The organism is Nonomuraea sp. NPDC005501 (assembly GCF_040605905.1).
In the GTDB taxonomy this organism is placed as follows: domain Bacteria; phylum Actinomycetota; class Actinomycetes; order Streptosporangiales; family Streptosporangiaceae; genus Nonomuraea.
Genome location: NZ_JBEXDT010000048.1, coordinates 14,436 through 33,557, shown reverse-complemented (window position 1 = coordinate 33,557; position 19,122 = coordinate 14,436). Strand labels below are relative to the sequence as shown.

Annotated in this window: 16 protein-coding genes; 8 read left to right on the top strand and 8 right to left on the bottom strand. The window is 70.1% G+C overall.

The genetic code is table 11. The features are described from left to right. The first annotated feature begins 164 nt into the window (after positions 1–164). On the top strand, positions 165–1,505 hold the full coding sequence (locus ABZS51_RS23070; protein WP_355444465.1) for a hypothetical protein: 1,341 nt from the start codon (positions 165–167) through the stop codon (positions 1,503–1,505). A gap of 74 nt (positions 1,506–1,579) precedes the next feature. Next, positions 1,580–2,560 carry a hypothetical protein gene (locus tag ABZS51_RS23065; protein WP_355444462.1) on the top strand — a complete coding sequence of 327 codons (981 nt, stop codon included), beginning with the start codon at positions 1,580–1,582 and terminating at the stop codon, positions 2,558–2,560. 85 nt (positions 2,561–2,645) lie between these two features. On the opposite strand, the gene ABZS51_RS23060 is transcribed toward ABZS51_RS23065, so the two are convergent. Then, positions 2,646–3,335, bottom strand: a complete 690-nt coding sequence (locus tag ABZS51_RS23060) for a FadR/GntR family transcriptional regulator (RefSeq protein WP_355444459.1) — start codon at positions 3,333–3,335, stop codon at positions 2,646–2,648. 181 nt (positions 3,336–3,516) lie between these two features. Between ABZS51_RS23060 and ABZS51_RS23055 the strand changes: the two genes are divergently transcribed. Next, positions 3,517–4,449, top strand: coding sequence for a dihydrodipicolinate synthase family protein (locus tag ABZS51_RS23055; protein ID WP_355444456.1), 933 nt, complete (start codon positions 3,517–3,519; stop codon positions 4,447–4,449). Positions 4,450–4,551: 102 nt separating this feature from the next. Here ABZS51_RS23055 and ABZS51_RS23050 read toward each other — a convergent pair whose 3' ends face one another. Beyond that, positions 4,552–6,489, bottom strand: a complete 1,938-nt coding sequence (locus tag ABZS51_RS23050; protein ID WP_355444453.1) for a sialidase family protein — start codon at positions 6,487–6,489, stop codon at positions 4,552–4,554. A gap of 870 nt (positions 6,490–7,359) precedes the next feature. Here ABZS51_RS23050 and ABZS51_RS23045 point away from each other — a divergent pair. Then, positions 7,360–7,950 (top strand): hypothetical protein, encoded by a 591-nt coding sequence (locus ABZS51_RS23045; protein WP_355444450.1) that lies wholly within the window; start codon positions 7,360–7,362, stop codon positions 7,948–7,950. 92 nt (positions 7,951–8,042) lie between these two features. On the opposite strand, the gene ABZS51_RS23040 is transcribed toward ABZS51_RS23045, so the two are convergent. Continuing rightward, positions 8,043–8,399: a VOC family protein gene (locus ABZS51_RS23040; RefSeq protein WP_355444447.1), complete on the bottom strand. Its 357-nt coding sequence runs from the start codon at positions 8,397–8,399 to the stop codon at positions 8,043–8,045. Between the two features lie 423 nt (positions 8,400–8,822). On the opposite strand from ABZS51_RS23040, the gene ABZS51_RS23035 reads away from it, so the two are divergent. From ABZS51_RS23035 to ABZS51_RS23025, 3 genes are all read left to right on the top strand, one after another. Further along, entirely contained in the window at positions 8,823–9,416 is a 594-nt protein-coding gene (locus ABZS51_RS23035; protein WP_355444444.1) for an RNA polymerase sigma factor, read from the top strand. A 3-nt stretch (positions 9,417–9,419) separates the two neighbouring features. Further along, complete coding sequence (locus tag ABZS51_RS23030; protein ID WP_355444441.1) at positions 9,420–10,538, top strand: hypothetical protein; 1,119 nt, start codon at positions 9,420–9,422, stop codon at positions 10,536–10,538. A gap of 86 nt (positions 10,539–10,624) precedes the next feature. Continuing rightward, positions 10,625–10,987 (top strand): helix-turn-helix transcriptional regulator, encoded by a 363-nt coding sequence (locus ABZS51_RS23025; protein ID WP_355444438.1) that lies wholly within the window; start codon positions 10,625–10,627, stop codon positions 10,985–10,987. Here the strand turns inward: ABZS51_RS23025 and ABZS51_RS23020 are convergent. The 5 genes from ABZS51_RS23020 to ABZS51_RS23000 form a co-directional block, all read right to left on the bottom strand. Beyond that, positions 10,980–11,831, bottom strand: a complete 852-nt coding sequence (locus ABZS51_RS23020) for a carbohydrate ABC transporter permease (RefSeq protein WP_355444436.1) — start codon at positions 11,829–11,831, stop codon at positions 10,980–10,982. The genes ABZS51_RS23025 and ABZS51_RS23020 overlap by 8 nt on opposite strands. An 8-nt stretch (positions 11,832–11,839) precedes the next feature. Continuing rightward, positions 11,840–12,697, bottom strand: coding sequence for a sugar ABC transporter permease (locus tag ABZS51_RS23015; RefSeq protein WP_355444433.1), 858 nt, complete (start codon positions 12,695–12,697; stop codon positions 11,840–11,842). Between the two features lie 86 nt (positions 12,698–12,783). Then, complete coding sequence (locus tag ABZS51_RS23010; RefSeq protein ID WP_355444553.1) at positions 12,784–14,076, bottom strand: ABC transporter substrate-binding protein; 1,293 nt, start codon at positions 14,074–14,076, stop codon at positions 12,784–12,786. Between the two features lie 166 nt (positions 14,077–14,242). Then, positions 14,243–16,393 carry a hypothetical protein gene (locus tag ABZS51_RS23005; RefSeq protein WP_355444430.1) on the bottom strand — a complete coding sequence of 717 codons (2,151 nt, stop codon included), beginning with the start codon at positions 16,391–16,393 and terminating at the stop codon, positions 14,243–14,245. A 101-nt stretch (positions 16,394–16,494) separates the two neighbouring features. Then, on the bottom strand, positions 16,495–17,721 hold the full coding sequence (locus ABZS51_RS23000) for a family 1 glycosylhydrolase (protein WP_355444427.1): 1,227 nt from the start codon (positions 17,719–17,721) through the stop codon (positions 16,495–16,497). A 288-nt stretch (positions 17,722–18,009) separates the two neighbouring features. Here ABZS51_RS23000 and ABZS51_RS22995 point away from each other — a divergent pair, with 288 nt between their 5' ends. Next, entirely contained in the window at positions 18,010–19,041 is a 1,032-nt protein-coding gene (locus ABZS51_RS22995) for a LacI family DNA-binding transcriptional regulator (protein ID WP_355444424.1), read from the top strand. Positions 19,042–19,122 lie beyond the last annotated feature (81 nt).

Below are 19,122 nucleotides of genomic sequence, written 5' to 3'. Positions count from 1 at the left end.
CCCGGGTGGTGATCACCGGCTTCTCGAAGGCTGACGGCGCCGGCGGTTGTCCGGAAGCAGCGGCGCGAAAGAGCCGAGGAAGTCCGGACAATGGGTTGTCCGCGGACAACGGGTTCTGTTGACTTGATCATCGGGCGAAAGGGGCGCAGGAGGAGGCCGCTGCGATGAACCGCAAGGTGGGCAGGCCCCAGGGCGGCCCTCGTGGCCGCACGCGGCAGGCCAACGAGCTGGCGGAGTTCCTGCTGACGCTCACGGCCGGGCTGACCGTCCGCGAGCTCGCCGCGCGCTACCACGTCGGGAAGACGCTCTGGGGCGAGTACCGTTCGGGCCAGAAGATCATCCCGTTGGACCTGCTGGTGCGGCTGGTGCGGGACCAGGCGCCGGACGGGCACACCAGTGATCTTCGCGCGGAGAGCGCCGCCCGGCTGCACGCGGCGGCCCTCGAAGGAGCACGCCAGGCACCGGCGCCAGTGGCTCCGCCGCCTGCACCTGCACCTGCGCCCGGACCTGCGCCTGCGCCTCCACCTGCGCCTACGTTCGCTGAACCGGCAGCCGCGCGGGAAGGGCCCGCCGCGAACCCCGACGAGGCGCCCGCGCGGAGATCCCGTCCACGCGCCCTGATTCTCGCCGGCGGTGCCGCCGCGATCGCGGTCCTCACCGTGCTCGCCCTGCTGCTCCGGCCGGGCCCCGCGGGCGGGGGCGACGTGTTCGCCGTGGGGCCGGGTGGCCATGGCATCTTCCGATGGGACGGCTCGGACGCGAGCGGATGGACCAGGATCGGTGACGGCGCGAAGCGCCTCTCCTCCGGACCCGCCGGTCTGTTCGCGATCGGACTGGACGACCGCCTCTACAAGTACGGTGGCCGTCCTGGCCTGTGGTCACGCATCAGTGAGCCGGTCAGTGACTTCGCGGTCAGCGGCGCACACGTCTACCGGATGCCCGCCGACCGTCACTCCGTCGACGTGTGGAACGGGCAGGGCATGTCGTGGACCGAGATCGGCGGCCCGGCGGTGCGGTTGTACGGCGGTGAGCCAGGGTTGTTCGCCACGAGTCCGAAGGACGGCTGGATCTTCCGGTACTCCGGCCGCCCCGCGGACTGGAAGCCCGTCGGCTCGGCGGGAGCCTCGTTCGCGCTCACCGACAGCGATCTGTACGGCCTCACCCCGGACCGTTCCGTGGTCAACCGCTGGCTCGCCGACGACCAGCCGAACCCATGGCCGCCCTGGGCCTACGCGGCAGGTCCGGCGGCGGAGCTGTACGGGGGCCCCGCCGGGCTCTTCGCCACGGACCCGTCGCACGAGCGGCTGCGCGTCCTCGCGGGGCCGGCGACCCGTGTCACCGGCCAGACCTGGCAGGACATCGGCGCGGCGGGCGCGGAGGTGGCGGTCGGCCGGGAGGCGGTGTACGTCCTGACCGAAGATCGCTCACAGATCCTCCGCTGGTCCCGAGACTCCGGCGCCTGGCAGCGTATCGGCGGCCCCGCCCAGACGCTGACAGCGGGATGATGCCGCCCCGCGATCATCGCTACCCTGCGACAATGTCACTCACTCATCGATCATCCGGCGCGACGGCGCTCGCGGTGGTCGCCGCGCTCGCCACAGCCACCCCCGCGCTCGCCCAGGCGCACGAAGCGCCCACGGCCGCGGCGGATCGCGTCTTACGGGTCTACAGCGACAACATCGAGAACCTGGTGAGGAACAACGCCGACGGCTCGTGCACCCGGATCCCAGGTCCGGACCACCTCACGTCGATGCTGGTCGATGACCACGGTGCGACGGGCACCTCCGGCGTACGGGCTCCCGATCTCCTCATCGTGCAGCAGGTGCGTGGCACCGGACAGGCCACGGCCTACGCCGACCAGCTCTCGGCCAAGTTCGGCTACCCGGCCGGCACGTACAAGGCGCACGTGGCCTGGGACGACCCGGAGGAGTGGGGCGGCTCCCACAAGTGCAGTGATCAGGCGCTCGGCGACCTGAAGAAGAGGCAGACCAACGGGATCATCTACAACACCAGGACGCTGAGCCTGGCCGCGGGCGACATCTCGAAATACTGGAGCGCGGGCTGGTTGAAGCCCGGAACAGCGTACGACGGCGGGGCCGGGTGCACGCTGTACAAGCCGCCGGACAACGACGACGGCGCCACCAACGCATACAAGTGGAAGCGCACGAGCGCCATCGCGGCGAGGTTCACGATCAGGGAAACGGGGACCACGGTGTTCGCCGCGACCATGCACCTGCCGGAACAGAACGGAGCGAATGCCTGCGCGGGTCCGGGCGACCCGGGCATCGCCAAGTCCGGCATCCGCGTCGGCGCGGACGCCACGAGCCTGATGAACGCGTCGACGATCCGCGTGATCGGAATCGACGCGAATCGCGCGAACATCGCCTCCACCACACTCGGAGGCTTCGGCATGACCGGCTATGGAGCGAAAGCGACCATGGGTTCCAGAAAGATCGACTACCTGTTCGTCAAGGGCGCCGTGCAGCCGTCGAGCATCGATCACACGGTGAGCAGCACGAAGTCGAACCATCTGGCGCTGTACGGATTCATCACGTTCTGACTCCACGGGGACCACCCTCGAACCAGGCGCGCATCTCCGCCTCGGTGCGCGCCTGGTGTGACCGGCTACGGCCGGGTGGCCCTGGTCAGGCCGGCGGGGACACCGGCTGAGCCGCCGCCCGCGCGATGCGCGCCTTGACGTCGCGGAAGTGCAGCCGCATCGCTTCCCGGGCGGCCTCGGAGTCCCGGGCGCGAAGCGCCGCCACGATCCGGCGGTGGTTGCCGACGATCTCCGCCGTCCGCTCCTCCGGCGGGCCCAGCGTCGGCTCGACCTCGTGGTAGACGTCCCAGAACAGGCCGATCAGCTGCAGCACCAGCTCGTTGCCGCACGACTCGTACAGCAGCGCGTGGAATGCCCGGTCGGCTTCCCGGTCCCGGTCCATGCCGTTGACCAGGGCGGCCAACGCGGCGAGCCGGGTGGCGCTGGTGCTCCGGGCCACCTGGCCGATCAGTCCCGTCTCGAGCAGCTCGCGGACCTCGACGAGATCGTGCAGCGCGCGGATACCGCCGCCCGGCCCGGAACGCACCTGGAAGGTGAGCGAGGGGGTGAGGACGTCGAGCGAGGCGTGCCCGACGAACGTCCCATGTCCGTGCCGGATCTCCACGATGCCCAAGGCCCGCAGGGCCCGCACGGCCTCGCGGACGCTGTTGCGGCTCGCCCCGAGCAGCTCCATCAATTGCACTTCGGTCGGCATCGGTGACCCGGGGGCCAGTTCGCGCTCGTGGATCAGGGCGACGATGCGCTCCTGAAGCGACGCGCCGTCACGCGTACGCATGCTGCCCCCAGATTCGTCGAAAGACTCTGTGTCGAACATCCCACCTCTCGGTCCCGGAAGGGCGGGCGAGGCAGAGAATTCTACGCCGACGCCACGGACGGCCATCGGACGTACATGACTTGGTCACCATACGGTCAAGACATAGGATGTCCCATGTGTACGGAACACTTTGCGGGGCGTCGTGGACAGATTGACGCCGGGGACGCTCGGCGGCACCTGGGGCACGGTCCTGCTGCCCGTCCGGGACGACGACTCGATCGACTGGGCCCGCCTTGAGGCGGAACTGGACGTGCTCGTCGCCGTGGGGCTCGACGGCCTGTACGCGCACGGTACCGCCGGCGAGTTCCACGCGCTCGCCGAGGACGAGTACGACCGCGTCAACGCGCTGCTGGCCGAGCGGTGCGAGCGGCACCGGCTGCCGTTCCAGATCGGCGCCGGCCACATGAGCGCGCAGACCGGCCTGGCCCGGGTGGCCCGCGCACGGGAGCTCCGGCCCGGTGCGATCCAGGTGACGCTGCCGGACTGGGTGCCGCTCTCGCGCGGCGAGGTGGTGCGCTTCCTGGCCCGCGTCGCGGCCGCCGCCGACCCGGTGCCGCTCGTGCTGTACAACCCGCCGCACGCCAAGACGCAGGTGCCGGCCGAGCTGTATCCGGTGATCCGCCGCGAGGTTCCCGCGGTCATCGGGATCAAGGTGGCCGGCGGGGACGCGCGGTGGTACGCGGAGATGGAGCGCCACGCGGCCGGCCTCGCCGTCTTCGTCGCCGGCCACGACCTGGCGACCGGACGGCGGCACGGTGCCGCCGGCTCCTACTCGAACATCGCCGCCCTCAGCCCGGCCGGCGCCATGGCATGGCAGCGGATGATGGTCGCGCGACCCGATGCCGCGCTGGATGTGGAGCGACGGATCCACGAGTTCTTCGCCGCGCACGTCCAGCCGCTCCAGCGCAGCGGGTACGCCAACCCCGCGCTGGACAAGTTCCTGGCCCACCTCGGCGGCTGGGCCGACATCGGCACCCGGGTCCGGTGGCCGTACGACTCGGTCGCCGCCTCGCTCGCCGTACGGCTCAGGCCACTGGCCCGGGCGCACCTGCCCGAGCTCTTCCCAGGGGCGTAGCGGGTTCCTCCGGTTCATGACCGGCGTCCGGATGCCGTCAGGGCGCGGCGACGGCGCCCACCGGGGCCCGGTGAGCGCCATCGCCAAGCGGTTCGTGTCTTCTCAACCGATGTGGTCGAACGGCAGGCGCAGCCCGAGCTGACCGCCGATCGGCAGGTTCGCCCGCCGGATCAGGTCCAGCTCGGTGCCGGTGAGGGCGCGCCGGTAGACGCGGACCTCGTCCAGCGTCCCGCGGAAGCGGTCCACGCCGTCCAGCCGCTGTCCGACGTGGATTCCCTCGATCCCGAACTCCTTGCCCAGGGTCAGCGAACCGGCCGGCGCCGCCGCCGCCGAGACCTGTACGCCGTCCACCAGGAGCCGGAGCTCGCCCTGCGCCCGCTGGAGCGCCACGAAGTGCCACCGCCCGTCGTTGTACGCGCTCGGCGACTGCACGGTCACGTTGAACCGGTCGACGGAGAGGACCGCCCGGATGCGGTTGCTGGCCGGTTCGGCCCGCAGCCACAGCGCCGGCGGGTTGGTGCCCCGGTTCACCCGGTGGAACCAGAGAATCGTGTGCGCGCCGGTCTTCTCCGAGTACCGGATCCAGGAGGTCAGCGTGAAGTCCTTCGCGCCGAGGTCGACGGACTTGTCGAACGGCACCTCCACCCGGTCGTCCACCCGGTCCAGGGCCAGCCCGTTGCCGAACCGCCCGTCGGTGGGCTGCGCACCGCCGCGGACGTACGCCGTGTTGCGGTTCGGCGACCTGTCCGGCGTCGTCGGACCGGGCGCCGGGGGCCCCGGGATGCCGGGCGGGGTGCCGTTGGGCGTCTCCAGGTACGCCTCGTTGAACCGCGCGAACCGGATCTGCTCGTACGGTGTGACGGTGCCGGCCTCGTACATCAGGGCCGCCTCGTCGCCGTCCAGGCGCACCATGTCCGAGTACGCCGACGGCCCCCAGTAGAAGACCTTGCCCTCGTTCCAGGTCTCGAAGCTGCGCCCCTCGTCGTAGGACGACCGGATCCCCATCGCCTCCCGGGCGCTCGGGTGCATCGGCGCGGAGAAGAGGATGCGCTTGTCGCCGAAGCGCAGCAGCGACGCCTGGATGTCGGTCGTGGCCAGGGCCGGCATGGTGCGGAACGGCTCGTCCCACGTCTGGCCGCCGTCGCTGCTGGTCGCGTACGCCCGGCTGCCCACGTCGGTCCCGCGCTCGCGGGCCGAGGCGTAGATCCGCCCGTCGGTGAGCTCGATGACGGTGACCTCCTGGGCGATGACCGTGCCGTCGTCGCGGGACGTCTCGGCGCCGATGTTCCAGGTCACGCCGCTGTCGTCGCTGTAGAGCAGGTGCGTGCCGTAGACGTGCTTGCCGACCCGGTCCCAGCTCTCGAAACTCGCCCCGACGACCAGCCGCCCGGCGTGCGGGCCGAGCTTGAGCTGGATGCCGTGCATCGGGCCGGTGGCGTACCAGAAGTTCCACTCCGGACGCTTGCCCTCGGTCATCTCCCTGGCGGCCGACCAGGTCGCCCCGTGGTCGTCACTGAACTGCACCCACGGGTCGCGGTCACAGCCGTTCGGGCACGGCTCCCCGCCGTTGTGGGTGCTCACCAGCACGACCCGCCCGGTGCGCTCGTCGACGATCGGCACCGGGTTGCCGTGGGTCGTGCCGTTGCCCTCCGAGACCACCTGCAGGGGGCCCCAGGTCCGCCCGCCGTCGGCGGAACGGCGCAGCACGAGGTCGATGTCCTCGTCGTCGCCGCAGTCCTTCACCCGTCCCTCGGCGAACGCCAGGAGCATGCCGTTCGTGGCCCGCACCACGGCGGGGATCCGGAAGCAGCCGTATCCGAAGTCGCCCTGCTTGTAGAGCACCTGCTCGTCCACGAACGGTGCGGTGTCGCCGGTCGTGGCGGCCTCGGAGGTCGTGGCGGCCTCGAAGGTCCGCGCCGGCGCCGCGGTCGCCGGCGCGCCGAACGCGCTGACGAGTAAGCCGGCGAGCACCATCACGGCGCCCGCCCGGCGGCGCCGGGAGCTCCCGGTACGGCCCCCCGGGAGATAACTGTCGTGCATGTCCTCGCCCTTCCTGGAAGGAGAAGTGATGAGGAGACGTCCTACGTCCCACGTCGGATGTTAAACAGGGTGTGAACCTTGAATGTCGGTAGCGGACGGATATGTTGCTGACTTGTTACGGCGTGTCCGCTTCCACGGCATTGCCCTGGTCCTCCCGGCACGCGCCGGGCCCCTGGAAGCCCCGTCCCTCTGCACGGACGGCAGCGCGGCGGCCTGTACCGCGTCGAAACGCGGCCACGATGGCTCTGAGCTGTGGTTCGGCCGGGTCAGGTCCCCGGCGGGACGTTCGGGGTGTGGAGAGCGGGTGAAGGCAGGCCGGGGCTGATCGAGCCGTTGGGGGGTAGCGGTAAGCAGTCCGTTGCCTGGCCGATGCAGGCGGCCGCACGGGAAGCGACAGAACGATCACTGGCCTGCGGGCGTCTTGATGAGTTCACCGTGGTCCACTACTCGGTGATCGCGTCCTTCCCGGAGATGTAGCGCTCGCACTCGAGGACGGTCGAGGAGGTCTTGCGCGCCTCTTGATTTCGCCATTGGCCGCATCGAGAGTAGGCGGCGGAGGTTGCATGGTGACGAGGTGGATCCGCGGGCGGTTGCGGGCGCGATGGAACCGCTATGCGCGTACGGGTGATCCCCGCCACCTCAAAGGCGACCAGGTCCACGCGATGATGTGTCACCTGGTCGTCGCGGGAGAGGATGAGGCCGACAGCCGGCTGGTCAGCTCGGTGCTGGCGGCTCGCGGGGCCCACCTGGTGACGCCGGGGGAGAGGCTTGTCCACGCGATGCAGCTGTCCGAGATCACCCTGCTGCGGCTCGGCGTGCCGCCCGAGGAGGTGCCCGAGCACCTGGAGGAGTCGTTACGCCAGTTGACGCGTGGCGGGCGGGAGGAGCCGGAGCCCGCCGCGACCCGGTTCGAGGACAGGGAGCAGCCGGCCCACGCCGCCGCCTCCGAGCGCGACCGCTTCCTCGACGATCTCGCCGTCGAGGTCGCCGAGGGGCCAGGTCGCCGAGCTTCCGCCTGGTCATCCCGACCGTCCCGCCCGGCTGTTCCAGCACGCGCAGGCGCTGCTGTGGCGGTTCGAGGCGCACGCCGAGCGAGCAGACCTGGAGCAGGCGGTCGCCCTCGGCCGGGAGGCGGTCGCGACGGTGACGGCCGATCCGGCGCGGGCGCGGGCGCGCACGGTGCTGGCGCAGGCCATGCGGACGCGCTTCCAGCTCTCCGGCGACCTGGACGACATCGACGAGTCCGCACGCCTGGCCCGCGAGGGGCACGAGTTGGCTGAGCCGGGGTCGGTGGAGGAGATCGCGACGCTCTCCCACCTCGACGCCGCGCTGCTCCTGAAGACGGGCAGGTGGAACGCCGTCAACCACGGCCCGGGCGGCGATCAGCCGTCTCGTCTCGGCCCAGGTGCGGGTGTTGAGGTCGTCCCGGACCACCATCAGCGGTCGCCGAGTTGCTGGTGAGCAGCGCTGAATAGCGCCGCGTAGTCGGCCTCGGCGAATGCGGGCCGCTCGCCCAACCGCGCCACCGCTGCTATCACCGCCAGGTGCCGGCCCTACGCCTGCTCCTTGTACACCGCCTCGATGTTGTTGCCGTCCGGGTCATCGACGAACGCGCAATAGGCGCCATATTCGGGCCAGAGCCGGGGTTCGTGCCGGGACTTGCCGCCGGCAGCCAGCGCGGCCGCGTGGAAGGCGTCGACCGCGGCCCGGTCGCGGGCGGTGAATGCGATGTGCGCGCCCCGTGTCACCGTGGCGTCGCCAACGGGATACAGACCGAAGGAAGGTGTGTCCAACCGCTCTTCCCAGAACTCCGTTCCGCCGTCAGCCGCCTCTCCGACAACACCCAGAGGCTTCAGCGCGGCGGTGTAGAAGCGCGTGCTCGCCTCGAGGTCCGCGGCGATGAAGGTCACGTGGTGGATGAAAGGCCATCGTTCTGTCATGGCCGCCGAGTCTACGAGAGCCGGCGCCGAATCCTGCTGCCGGGCCTGATGCAGCTCGCGGAACTCGTCGTCCGAGAACGCGATTCCGAAACCAGCTCTCGAGGACATCGGCGACCCGGGATCGTGCTGCTGCCGGCCAGTCATGGCAGAACGGGTACCTCGTACCCGGGCCGGATCCGGTGGGCCGAAGTCGGCGGCATCGTCGCACGTCATCGTGCGCAACTACGACGGCTGCCGAGGAGGGCCGCCGCTGCAGCCGTAGATACTTGCACCGAGGATGAGGTGTAAGTACGAGCACGCGAAGAGCTCCCATGAGCGATGCCGGAGAACAACCGCGAACAAGGAAGCCGGCATCGGGCAATAAGCGCCGACCTCTTTCGAGAAAGGCGCCGGATGCATGACCCTTCTTCATACCCCGCCACACGGCTGGCCGCGGAGCCCGACGACGCGTCGGTCATCGCGAACTCGCGGCACGAGCCGGAGTGGTTCTCGTTGATCTTCGATCGGTACTTCACCGCGATCCACCGCTACGCCGCCGCCCGGCTCGGGCCCGGCGCCGCCGACGACGTGGCCGCGGAGACGTTCCTGGCCGCGTTCGATCAGCGCGACCGCTACGACCTGACCCGACCGGAGGCCAGGGCCTGGCTGTACGGCATCGCCACCAACCTCATCGGCCGTCATCGCCGCGGCGAGCTCCGCCTCTACCGGGCCCTCAGCCGCTCGGCCGCCCGCGACGACGTCGAGGGCCACGCCGAGCGGGTCACCGACCGGGTGACCGCCGAGCAGCTCAGCCCCCGGCTGGCACGCGGCCTGGAGAGCCTGTCCCGGGGTGACCGCGACGCCCTGATGCTGGTGGCCTGTGCCGACCTCAGCTATGCGGAGGTGGCCTTCGCCCTGGGCATCCCGATCGGCACTGTCAGCTCCCGGGTGAACCGGGCCAGGACCAAGCTACGCAGGACACTGGGTCACGCGGCGAAGGGGGTCTGAATCATGGAAGAACTGCAGGAGCTGCGCCGCTATCACGACGCGCTGCCGGGGGCCGCTCCGGAGTCCATCGGGGCGGCCCGGTCCCGCCTGGCCAGTCACATACACGGGAACCGGCGTCCGCGGGCACGTCGCATCCGTGCGGTGTGGGGGCTGAGCCTGACCGGGGCGGCTGCCGCCGCGCTGCTCGCCGTGGCCATGACGGTCGTCCCGGGCGTCACCCGGGAAGCTCCGGACGTCCCTCGGGACGAGGGCGTCGAGGTTCCCCATGCGCGGCCCTCCGCCGCCGTCACCGAGCTGCGGCTGCGCCCGGTGGCCAGCGCCCGGGACCTGGCCGGCAACGCGGCGGTGCTGGCCTCCGACGAGCCCGAATGGAGCGCCGGGCCCACGCAGTGGGGCTACGTGAAGACTCTGCGCGCCCAGACGCGGGTGGACGGCAGGGAATGGCTGCGCGGCGAGCCCGCGGTGACGAACACTCGCGAGCAGTGGCGGCAGCTCAACGACAAGGCCTTCGCCACCGTCGAGAAGGGCAAGCTGAAGATCTTCAAGGGCTCGGAGTTCGAGGTGACCTACCCCTACCTGCTCGCCCTGCCGACCGACGCCGATCAGTTGCTGGCCCGGATCTACGAGACCATCGACACGGAGAACGCCAGGAATCGCGCCTCCGACCTGCGCTCCACCCAGGAACGGGCGGAGAGCAGGGGCAAGACCCCCGAGGAGGCGAAGCGGCTGGCCGAGAAATCAGTGCCCCCCCTCACCCGCGTACAGCGCGACAGATGGGCGTTCCAGCTGATCGCGATGGGCATGGGGGACGCGGCCCTTCCCCCCAGGCTCCGCGCCGCCATGTACGGCGCCATGGCCGAGATCCAGGGCGTCCGATACGAAGCCAAGTCCTCTGATCTGCTCAAACGCCGGGGCATCACCCTGTACCACGTCCTGGACGGCTACCTGCGCGACGAGATCTTCATCGATCCGAAGACCTACGAGTACCTGGGCTACCGCACCATCGTGGTCAAGGACCACAAGGACGGACCCTTCGGCACCATGAAGAAGGGCGAGATCCACAACTGGGACGCCCTGATCAAGGTCGCTGTCGTCGATGAGGCGGGGCAACGGCCCCGCTGAGGTCGGAACCCGTTCCGCATTGCTCGTGGTCGCCGTTCGAGGAAGATGGGAGACGCCGCTCAAGCTCTTGGCAGGGAGGGAACAGGGTGGGCCGACGGCAGAAGCCACCGGACGGCTCGACCGGAGCCGAGCGTTTCGCCCTGCGGTTACGCGAGGTGCGGGCCAGCAGAGGCTTCACGGTTCGGCGATTAGCCGACAAGGCTGGATATGCGGCCAGCACGCTGTCCAAGGCCGAGTCGGGCGATCAGGTGCCCTCCTGGGAGGTGGCCGAGGCATTCGTCCAGGCGTGCGGTGAAGATCCGGCCACCTGGCGGTCGAGCCGGCTCACGGCCGCCGCCTCCACCGCCCGCGCGCAGGAGCCCCCGGCCTTGGAGGGGACGGGACTCACCGCCCCTCAGGTGAGCCCGTCCCTCCAGCGCGGTCGCCCGGAAGCGGGCCTGCCTACTTGATCGCGCCCGCGCCGATGCCCTTCACGATGTGACGCTGCGCCATCAGATAGAAGATCACCACCGGCACGATCGAGATGGTCGTGGCGGCCAGGAGGATCTGCTGCTGCGGCGTCTCGGCCGAGGTGAACGCGGTCAGGCCGCGCTGGATCGGCATGAGGGAGTTGTCCTCGAACAGGACGAGCGCCATGAGGTACTCGTTCCACGCGCCCAGCCCCTGGATGACCGCCACGGCGGCGAGGCCGGGCCGGGCCAGCGGGAGGATCACGTTCCAGAAGATGCGCAGCGGGCCGGCGCCGTCCAGCGCGGCCGCCTCCTCCAGGGCGCGGGGCTGGCTGACGAAGAAGCCGCGCATGATGAGCGTCGACATGGGGATGCCGGAGGTGATGAGGATCAGCACGTAGCCTGCGGGATTGTTCGTCAGGTTCAGCGAGATGAGCAGCTTGTACTGCGCGAGGAACATGGCGGGCGCAGGGATGATCATCACGGCGAGGATGACGAACGTGAACACGCCCTTGCCGGCGAAGTCGAGCCGCGCGAGCGCGTACCCGGCGAGGCTTGACACCGCCAGGATGCCGACGACCGCAGATCCGGTGTAGAGCACACTGTTGCGCAGGTAGACGCCGAGTTCTCCCTCCACCCACGCGGTCACGTAGTTGTGCCACTGCGGGTCGGCGGGCAGGAAGCTGTCGTTCGCGAGCAGCTCCGTGAGGCTCTGCAGAGACCCGGACACCATCCACAGCAGCGGGAACAGCGCGATCAGCGCGGCGACGCCCAGCAGTCCGTACAGGCCGACCTTGTCCAGACGTACCCCCCGTCGGGTCCCGCCTGCGGCACCTTCTGTCATCCGGCCGCTCATGCGCGGGACCTCCGCCTGGTGATGGTGAGCTGGAGCACGGACAGCAGCACGAGGGCGCCGCCGAAGATGACCGACATGGCCGCGGCGCTGCCGTACCGCCAGTTGACGAACGCCTCGTTGTAGATGGCCAGGGTCGGCACCATCGTGTGATGGCCGGGTCCGCCGTTGGTCAGCACCTGCACCGTGCCGAAGATCTGGAGGGCGGCGAGCAGGGTGAGCAGGCTGACGATCGACGTGACCGGGGCCAGTTGCGGCCAGGTGATGTAGCGGAACCTCGCCCAGCGGTTCGCGCCGTCGAGCTCGGCGGCCTCGTACAGCTCCTTGGGCACGTCCTGCAGCCCGGCGAGGAAGAGCAGGAAGCCGAAGCCCCAGTGGAACCAGACGAACACCGCCGCCACGACGGGCAGCGCGACGGCCGGGTCGCCGAGCCAGTTCTGCTCCAGCGCGCCCAGCCCCACCAGGCCGAGCAGCCGGTTGAGTACGCCGGATCCGGGGGCCAGGATGAAGGAGAACAGCAGGCCGACGACGACGACCGACAACACGCCCGGCAGGTAGAAGACGGTGCGGAAGAACGTCCTGCCGCGCGTGATGCCGTTGACGGCCAGCGCCATGCCCAGGGCGGCTCCGTTGCCGACGACGAAGCCGACGACCCCGAAGAACAGGACGTTGCGCATGGACGCCCAGAAGATCGGGTCGGAGGCGACGAAGTCGTAGTTGGCCAGCCCCACCCACGGGGTGTCGGGGCTGACGCCGTCCCAGGACTGGAAGCTCAGCAGGATGGCCTGCGCGAACGGGGTGATCGTGAAGATCCCGACGAGCGCGATGGCCGGAGCCAGGAACAACCAGCCGATCAAGTTACGCCGGAGAGCGCGCCTCCCTCGCGGCGCCTTCCCGCGCGGCGCCTGCCGGCGCCGCGCGGGAAGTGCGAGGTGCTGCGTCGTCATGACGTGCGATCCTGCGCTGCCTGGATGTTGGCGAGCACCTCGTCCACCGTCGCCTCGCCCAGGACCAGGCGCTGGGACTCCGCCCTGATCGCGGTGTTCACGTCAGGCGTGAAGGTCGTCGACATGACCTGCATGTCCTTCACGCCGGCGGCGAAGCCGGTGAGCTGGGCGGGGATGTCCGTGCCGGCGAGGAGCTCCGGATTGCTGGGCAGGATGCGGGCGTCCTTGGCGAACACCGCCTGCTGCTCGGGCTCGGTCAGCCACTTGACGAACGCGAGCGCCTCCTTGGCGTGCTTGCCCCTCGGATTGATCACCGCGCCCTTGCCGGGGATGCCGGGCGAGCGCGGGTCGTGGACGCTTCCGGGAGCCTTGGGCAGTCCGGTGGAGAAATAGTCCTCGAAATCCGGGTTAGTCCGGTGGCCGACTGAGACGCCGGGAGCGGCGTCGAAGATGGCGCCCATCGACTTGGTGAAGAAGGACGCCTCCACGGTCGGGTGGTCGTCCTGGCCGCCGGGGATGGAGTTGTCGGCGAGGACGCCGGCCTTCTTCAGGTCGAGCAGGAACTGGAAGGCGTTGCGCCAGCCGTCCTGTTTCCAGCTCGCTTTTCCGTTGAGGGTCGCTTCGATGTCGGCGTCGGTCAGCCAGTTCGAGGCGAGGCCCTGGATGATGTTCGGCGTCTGCGAGGCCGCGATGGAGAATTTCGCTCCCTTCGCGGCGAGCGCATCGATGAACTCGGCCGTCGTCGCGGGCGGCTTCTCCGCCGATATCCCGGTCAGCGCCGGGTTGATGAGGAAGCCGTACGTCTGGGTCTCCCAGTGCACCGAGTAGGTGCCGGGCTTGACGCCGAGGTTGTTGCCCTCCGGGAACGTCGACATCTTGAGCACGGCGGGGCTGAAGTTCTTGCTCCAGCCGGCGTTCAACTCGGCAGAGAGGTCCATCGCCCAGCCGGCCTTGTAGAACGGCGCCATCTGCGACGCGTCGAACGACGAGTAGATGTCGGGCATCGACCTGGACTGCGCCTTCGCCTGGAGCTTGGGCAGGTAGTCGACGGGCCCGGGTGAGTCGATGGTGACCTTGACGCCGGTCTTCTGGGTGTACTGCTGCGCGAGTTTGGTGAGCGCGGCCTCTTGCCCGCGCGACTGGTTCAGGAAAGTCAGTCCGACGTCCCCCGTGGTGGATTCATCGGACGACGAGCAACCTGCCAGAGCAAGCGCCCCGACGATCGCCAATGCCCCTGCCGCGACGATGGTGCGGCGACGGGTGCCGCGTGCTGAAGAATAATTACCCATGGTCCTCACCTTTGGAAGCCTTGGATCGGGGAAAGAGGCCACTCTGCTGTGCCCACCCCGGCATTTCGCGGTGGGCGCCGTACAACGTAATTGATATGGTTCTTGCTGCTGGTCGCCGATCGTTTCGGCGCTGTCGGCCGGTGATTCTCCTTTCGGCGCATGAAAGTCAATCTGGTGCGGACAGGACGCGGGGGCGGGGGAGCGCGCCCAGCCCTTCTGACGTGATCACCCAGCCGTCGGGAAGCTCCGCTCCCTGGTGCGCCGCCGTGGCGAGATGCGCCATCGCGGCCAGCAGTCCTCCGTTCGCCGGCAGATATACGGTGAGAAATCCCGGCATTTGCGGATTGTGTCCGTTGGGGAGGAACACGTTCTTGGGGGAGGGGAGCAGGAGGGCGTCGATGGCCCGGCCGGCGTCGCCGAGGCGGGCCGCGGTCATCGCCATGACGGGGTAGTCCCAGCCCCAGCTGGACTGCAGGTCCCAGTGCTCCCACACCGAGTCGAGCGTGGCCGACATCGTGGCCGGGTCCACGAGATGGGTGTCCGGAAGCCACCCCAGGGCCATGAGCATGGACGGGTGATCCTTGCGGACGAGCAGCGGAGGCGTCGCGATCGCGGCGTACGTGCCGTCGGGCAGCAGGGCGGGCCGGCGCATGTTCCGCGCCACCCGGTCCCACTCCCGGCTCGGCTCGAGACCGAGCTCGCTTCTCCACTCGTTCGCCACGCTGAGCGCCCACGACCAGTACGCCAGCTCGAAGGTCGGATCGGTGTTCGTCTCCCGGTCGACGAGGTAGCTCTCCTGCGCGGGAATGAGCGGGGGCGGCAGCACGTACGAGCCGTCGCGCTCCTCGGCGAAGTCGGCCATGAAGTCGGCGGTCGCCTCGATGAGCGGGTAGTGCTCACGCAGGAACGCCTCCTCGCGCCCCGCGCCGCGCAGCAACTCCAGCAGGTGGATCACGTGCGGCTGCTGCCACACGAGGAACACGCCGATGTTGCTCGGCGACTCGCGCGCGGACGGATCGGTCTGCTTCGGCCAGCGGGCTCCCCGGTACCCCTGCCGGCGAGCGGTCGCCTTCGCCGCCTCCAGCGCGTCGTGATACCAGCCGATGCTGCGCTCCAGCAGGTGCCCTCGTCCCCACATCGGGAAATGCGCCGCGTGCCACCAGTGCATCTCGAGGTGGAACTTGCCCGTCCAGGTGTTGTACGTCAGCCCGGACTCCGCGGGAGGCGTGACGCCGGCGCTGTTGACGGCCAGAAGGTACTGCGACAGCACGACGCGGCGTTCGAGCTCGCCGGCGCGGGCGTCCGTGCTGCCGGCGAGGCTGACCGCGGCGCCGGCGCTCCAGTGCTCCATCCACCAGGCCTGCGCAGAGCCGAGGACGGCGGAGAAGCCGGGCTCGTCCTGCAGCCGCTGATGATCCGGCATCAGCGTCACCACGACCTCAAGAGCGGCGGTGCCGGTGCGCGCGACGACGGCATCGGCTGCCTCGTGCAGGCTGCCGGTGGTGCGGACGCCGACGCCGTAGGACAGGGTCTCCACCGTGCGCCGGGCGTGCCAGTGACGCTCCGTCCACCGGTCCCAGGCCGTCTCCTCCCCGAGGGGAAGCTCGAAGGCGGCCAGGTCGTCCGGCTGTTCGTCGAACACCCAGGCGACGCCCCATCCCCGGAGCAGCAGGCCTGACTCAACCCGCACGGCGAAGCGGTGATCGTGCGGGTCGGCGACGGTGGTGACGCGCACGGGCTCACCGTCGAGCACGTACGCGGCGTGGATCGTTCCCGTCCACAGATCGAGCTCGGTACGGACGTCCGTCAGCGCGGCGGGCTCGTCGAGTCCCGTCCCGTCGGGGCGGACCAGGGCGAGACGGCCGAGATGGGCGCGGCGGGGGTTGAAGTGGTACCAGGCGCCCGTGGCGAACTCCTCGGCGATCGGGTCGCCGGCCCGCTGCAGACCCATGCGGTCGAGGTAGGGCACCGGGCCGCGGGACGTCTCGTACAGCGTGGTCGCGTCCGCCAACCGGAGCTCCCGGTCGGTGCGCGTCTCGTACCAGCCCCAGGTCGACTGGGTGCGCAAAGGGATCTGGAAGTCGTCGGGGTCGAAGACACGCGAGCGCTGCTCCGGCAGACCGGACAACCCGTCGCGCACGACGCGGCGCGGGTCGGGGACCAGCTCGTGGAAGGACGGGAACGTCTGCAGTCCGGAGATGTCGACCGTGAGCGCGATGTCACCGTTGCCGACCGTCAGGACGTCGGCGGGGTGCGCGGACGTCAGCACGGGGTTGTGCCGTCGCACGAGTCGGCGGCGGTCGATTGCTTCGGGCATCCTCGTCTTTCCTCTTGCTCGTCATTCTCGGCTGCGGTGCGGGGTAGGGCCGCGGTCGGACCCGCGCAGGTGGATCCGAGGGCCGGTCCGGGCGGGCGCGGCTAGGTTGCCGGAGGCGCGCTGTCGCGGAGCGCGCCGGCCTTGGCGACGCCGCCCAGCCACGCCAGGCTCGGCTTGGGCCGGCGCTCGAACGTCTCCCGGTCGACGGCGACGAGGCCGAACGTCGGGTCCCAGTGCCCCCACTCGTAGTTGTCGAGCAGGCTCCAATGGAGGTAGCCCCGCACGTCCACGCCGTCATCCATCGCCTCGGACAGCGCGGCGAGCGCGGTGGTGGTGTACGCGATGCGCCGGGAGTCGTCGCCGGTCGCGATGCCGTTCTCGGTGACGACGATCGGGACGCCGGGCAGCACCTCGGCGGTGTGCCGGGCGGCGATGCCGAGGGCGTCGGGGCGGTACGCCGTCCGCACGAGGGTGTTGTCCGGGTGCACCGGATGCGGTTCGATGCCGTCCGGCCCCACCCACTGCGCCGAGTAGGCCTGCACCCCGATGAAGTCGTCGCCGCGCGCCGCCTCGAGGTAGAGGTCCTCCCAGACGTACTCCAGTTTCCGGCGCACCTCCTCCGCCCCGGGGCGGGTCTCGAACGCGCGGCTCGCGACCGACCAGCCCACCCGGGCGTCCGTGCGCTCGCGCAGCACGTCCCGGGCCGCGTGGTGCGCCTCGATGAGACAGCGCCCGATCTCCACCGGCGGAGCCGGCTTCACCGGCCGGGGCGTGTCCGCCTCCAGGGTGGGGCTCAGCCACTCCGGGCCCGCATCGGGGCCCAGGGTGGCCTCCGCCTCGCGCACCATGATCGCGAGAATGTTCGGCTCGTTGATCGTGCATACCCACTCGACGCCGTCGAGGATCGAGGTGGCCGTCTCGACGTAGGCGCGGAAGCGGTCCACGGCCCGTTCCCCGCGCCAGCCGCCCTCCTCGGCGAACCATCTCGGCGAGGTGAAGTGATGGATCGTGACGAACGGGGTGACGTCCGCGGCGAGACATGCGTCGATCATGCGCCGGTAGTGGGCGAGCGCCGCACGGGACACCCGTCCGGGGGCCGGCTCGATGCGCGCCCACTCGATGCCGAAGCGGTAGGTGTTCAGGCCCGAGTCCGCGACGAGCCGGATGTCCTCGGGGTAGCGGTGGTAGCTGTCGAGCGCGTCGCCGCTGCGGTCCGCCCCCGGCATGCGCTCCTCCTGCGCCCAGAAGTCGCTGTTGACGTTGTTGCCCTCGACCTGGTGGGGCGCGCTCGCCGCGCCCCAGAGAAAGCCGTCGGGGAAGGTGTGCATGCGTCTCTCGATCACGTCTCGGTGCCGCAGAAATGGCTGGCAGAGGCGGGGCGAGCCCCGGAATGCGAGTTAACGTAGCCGTTACGTCGCACGGAGGTCAAGAAAAATGTGTACCGGTCTACGACGTCCTTACCAGTCGAGGTGCCCGGCTGATGCGGCTTTCGTTATCGTTCATAGACCGGTCTACGCGTGCGACGATCTCGGCACCGTAGGATCGGCAGAACTTCGGTTTGAGAAGGGAAGCCCATGGTCGCGCCCGAGCGACGACGAAGAGCAACCATTTCTGACGTGGCGCAACACGCCGGGGTGTCCAAGGCGGCGGTCTCCAAGGTGATCCGCAACGACTACGGCGTCAGCGAGGCGATGCGCGACCGCGTCCAGCGAGCCATCGACGAGCTGGGCTACCGGCCCCAGGCCGCCGCACGGGCGCTGCGCGGGCGGGCGTACACCATCGGCGTGCTCCTGCAGCACATCGGCATCCCGTTCTACGCCGAGATCGTGACCGGCCTGGTGGACGAGCTCGCCGAGTCCGACTACCAAGCGATCATGATCCAGGGCGGCACGCGCGACAAGACCGAGAAGCGGGCCATCGACGCCCTCATCGACCGGCAGGTGGACGGCATCCTCATGATCGCCCCCCTGGCCGGGCGTACGCACCTGGAGCAGGTGGCCCGCGAGATCCCCACGCTGCTGCTCGGCAGGCACGACCGGTCCCCGGCCTTCGACTCGATCGTCGACGACGACCGGGTCGGCTCCGAGCTCGTCATGGAACACCTGATCGGGCTCGGCCACCGGCGCATCGGGCACATCACCTTCGACAAGGAGCACGGGCAGGCCGCGGACCGGGCGCCGCAGATCAGGGCCGAGACCTACGAGCGCGTGATGCGCGAGCACGGGCTGGCCGCCGAGATCGCCGTCGCCACGACCTCCTACACCGAGGAGGGGGGCCGCCGCGGCGCGCAGGAGCTGCTGAGCCGGTCGCCGCGCCCCACCGCCATCTTCGCCGGAGCCGACGAAGCGGCTCTCGGCGTCCTGGCCGCGCTGCACGAGGCCGGCCTGTCCGTCCCGGGCGACGTCTCCGTGGCCGGTTACGACAACACCAAACTGGCCGCCCATCCCAACATCTCGCTGACCACCGTCAACCAGGACGGGATCGTCATGGGCCGCACGGCCGGGCGGCTGCTGCTGGAGCGCATCGAAGGCCGCACGTCGGCGGTGCACTTCTCGGTCATCCCCACCCTGGTCGTACGCGGCTCCACCGCTTCCCCCGGCCCGAACCCCGCAGAGGCCGGAACGCCGCGCGAAACGTCCGCGACATGACCGCGACCGCCCCGGCCCGCGACCCGGTCGACGTACCGGTCATGGTGGCGAAGCCGGCCCGGTGACCAGGGCCGGCGCCGG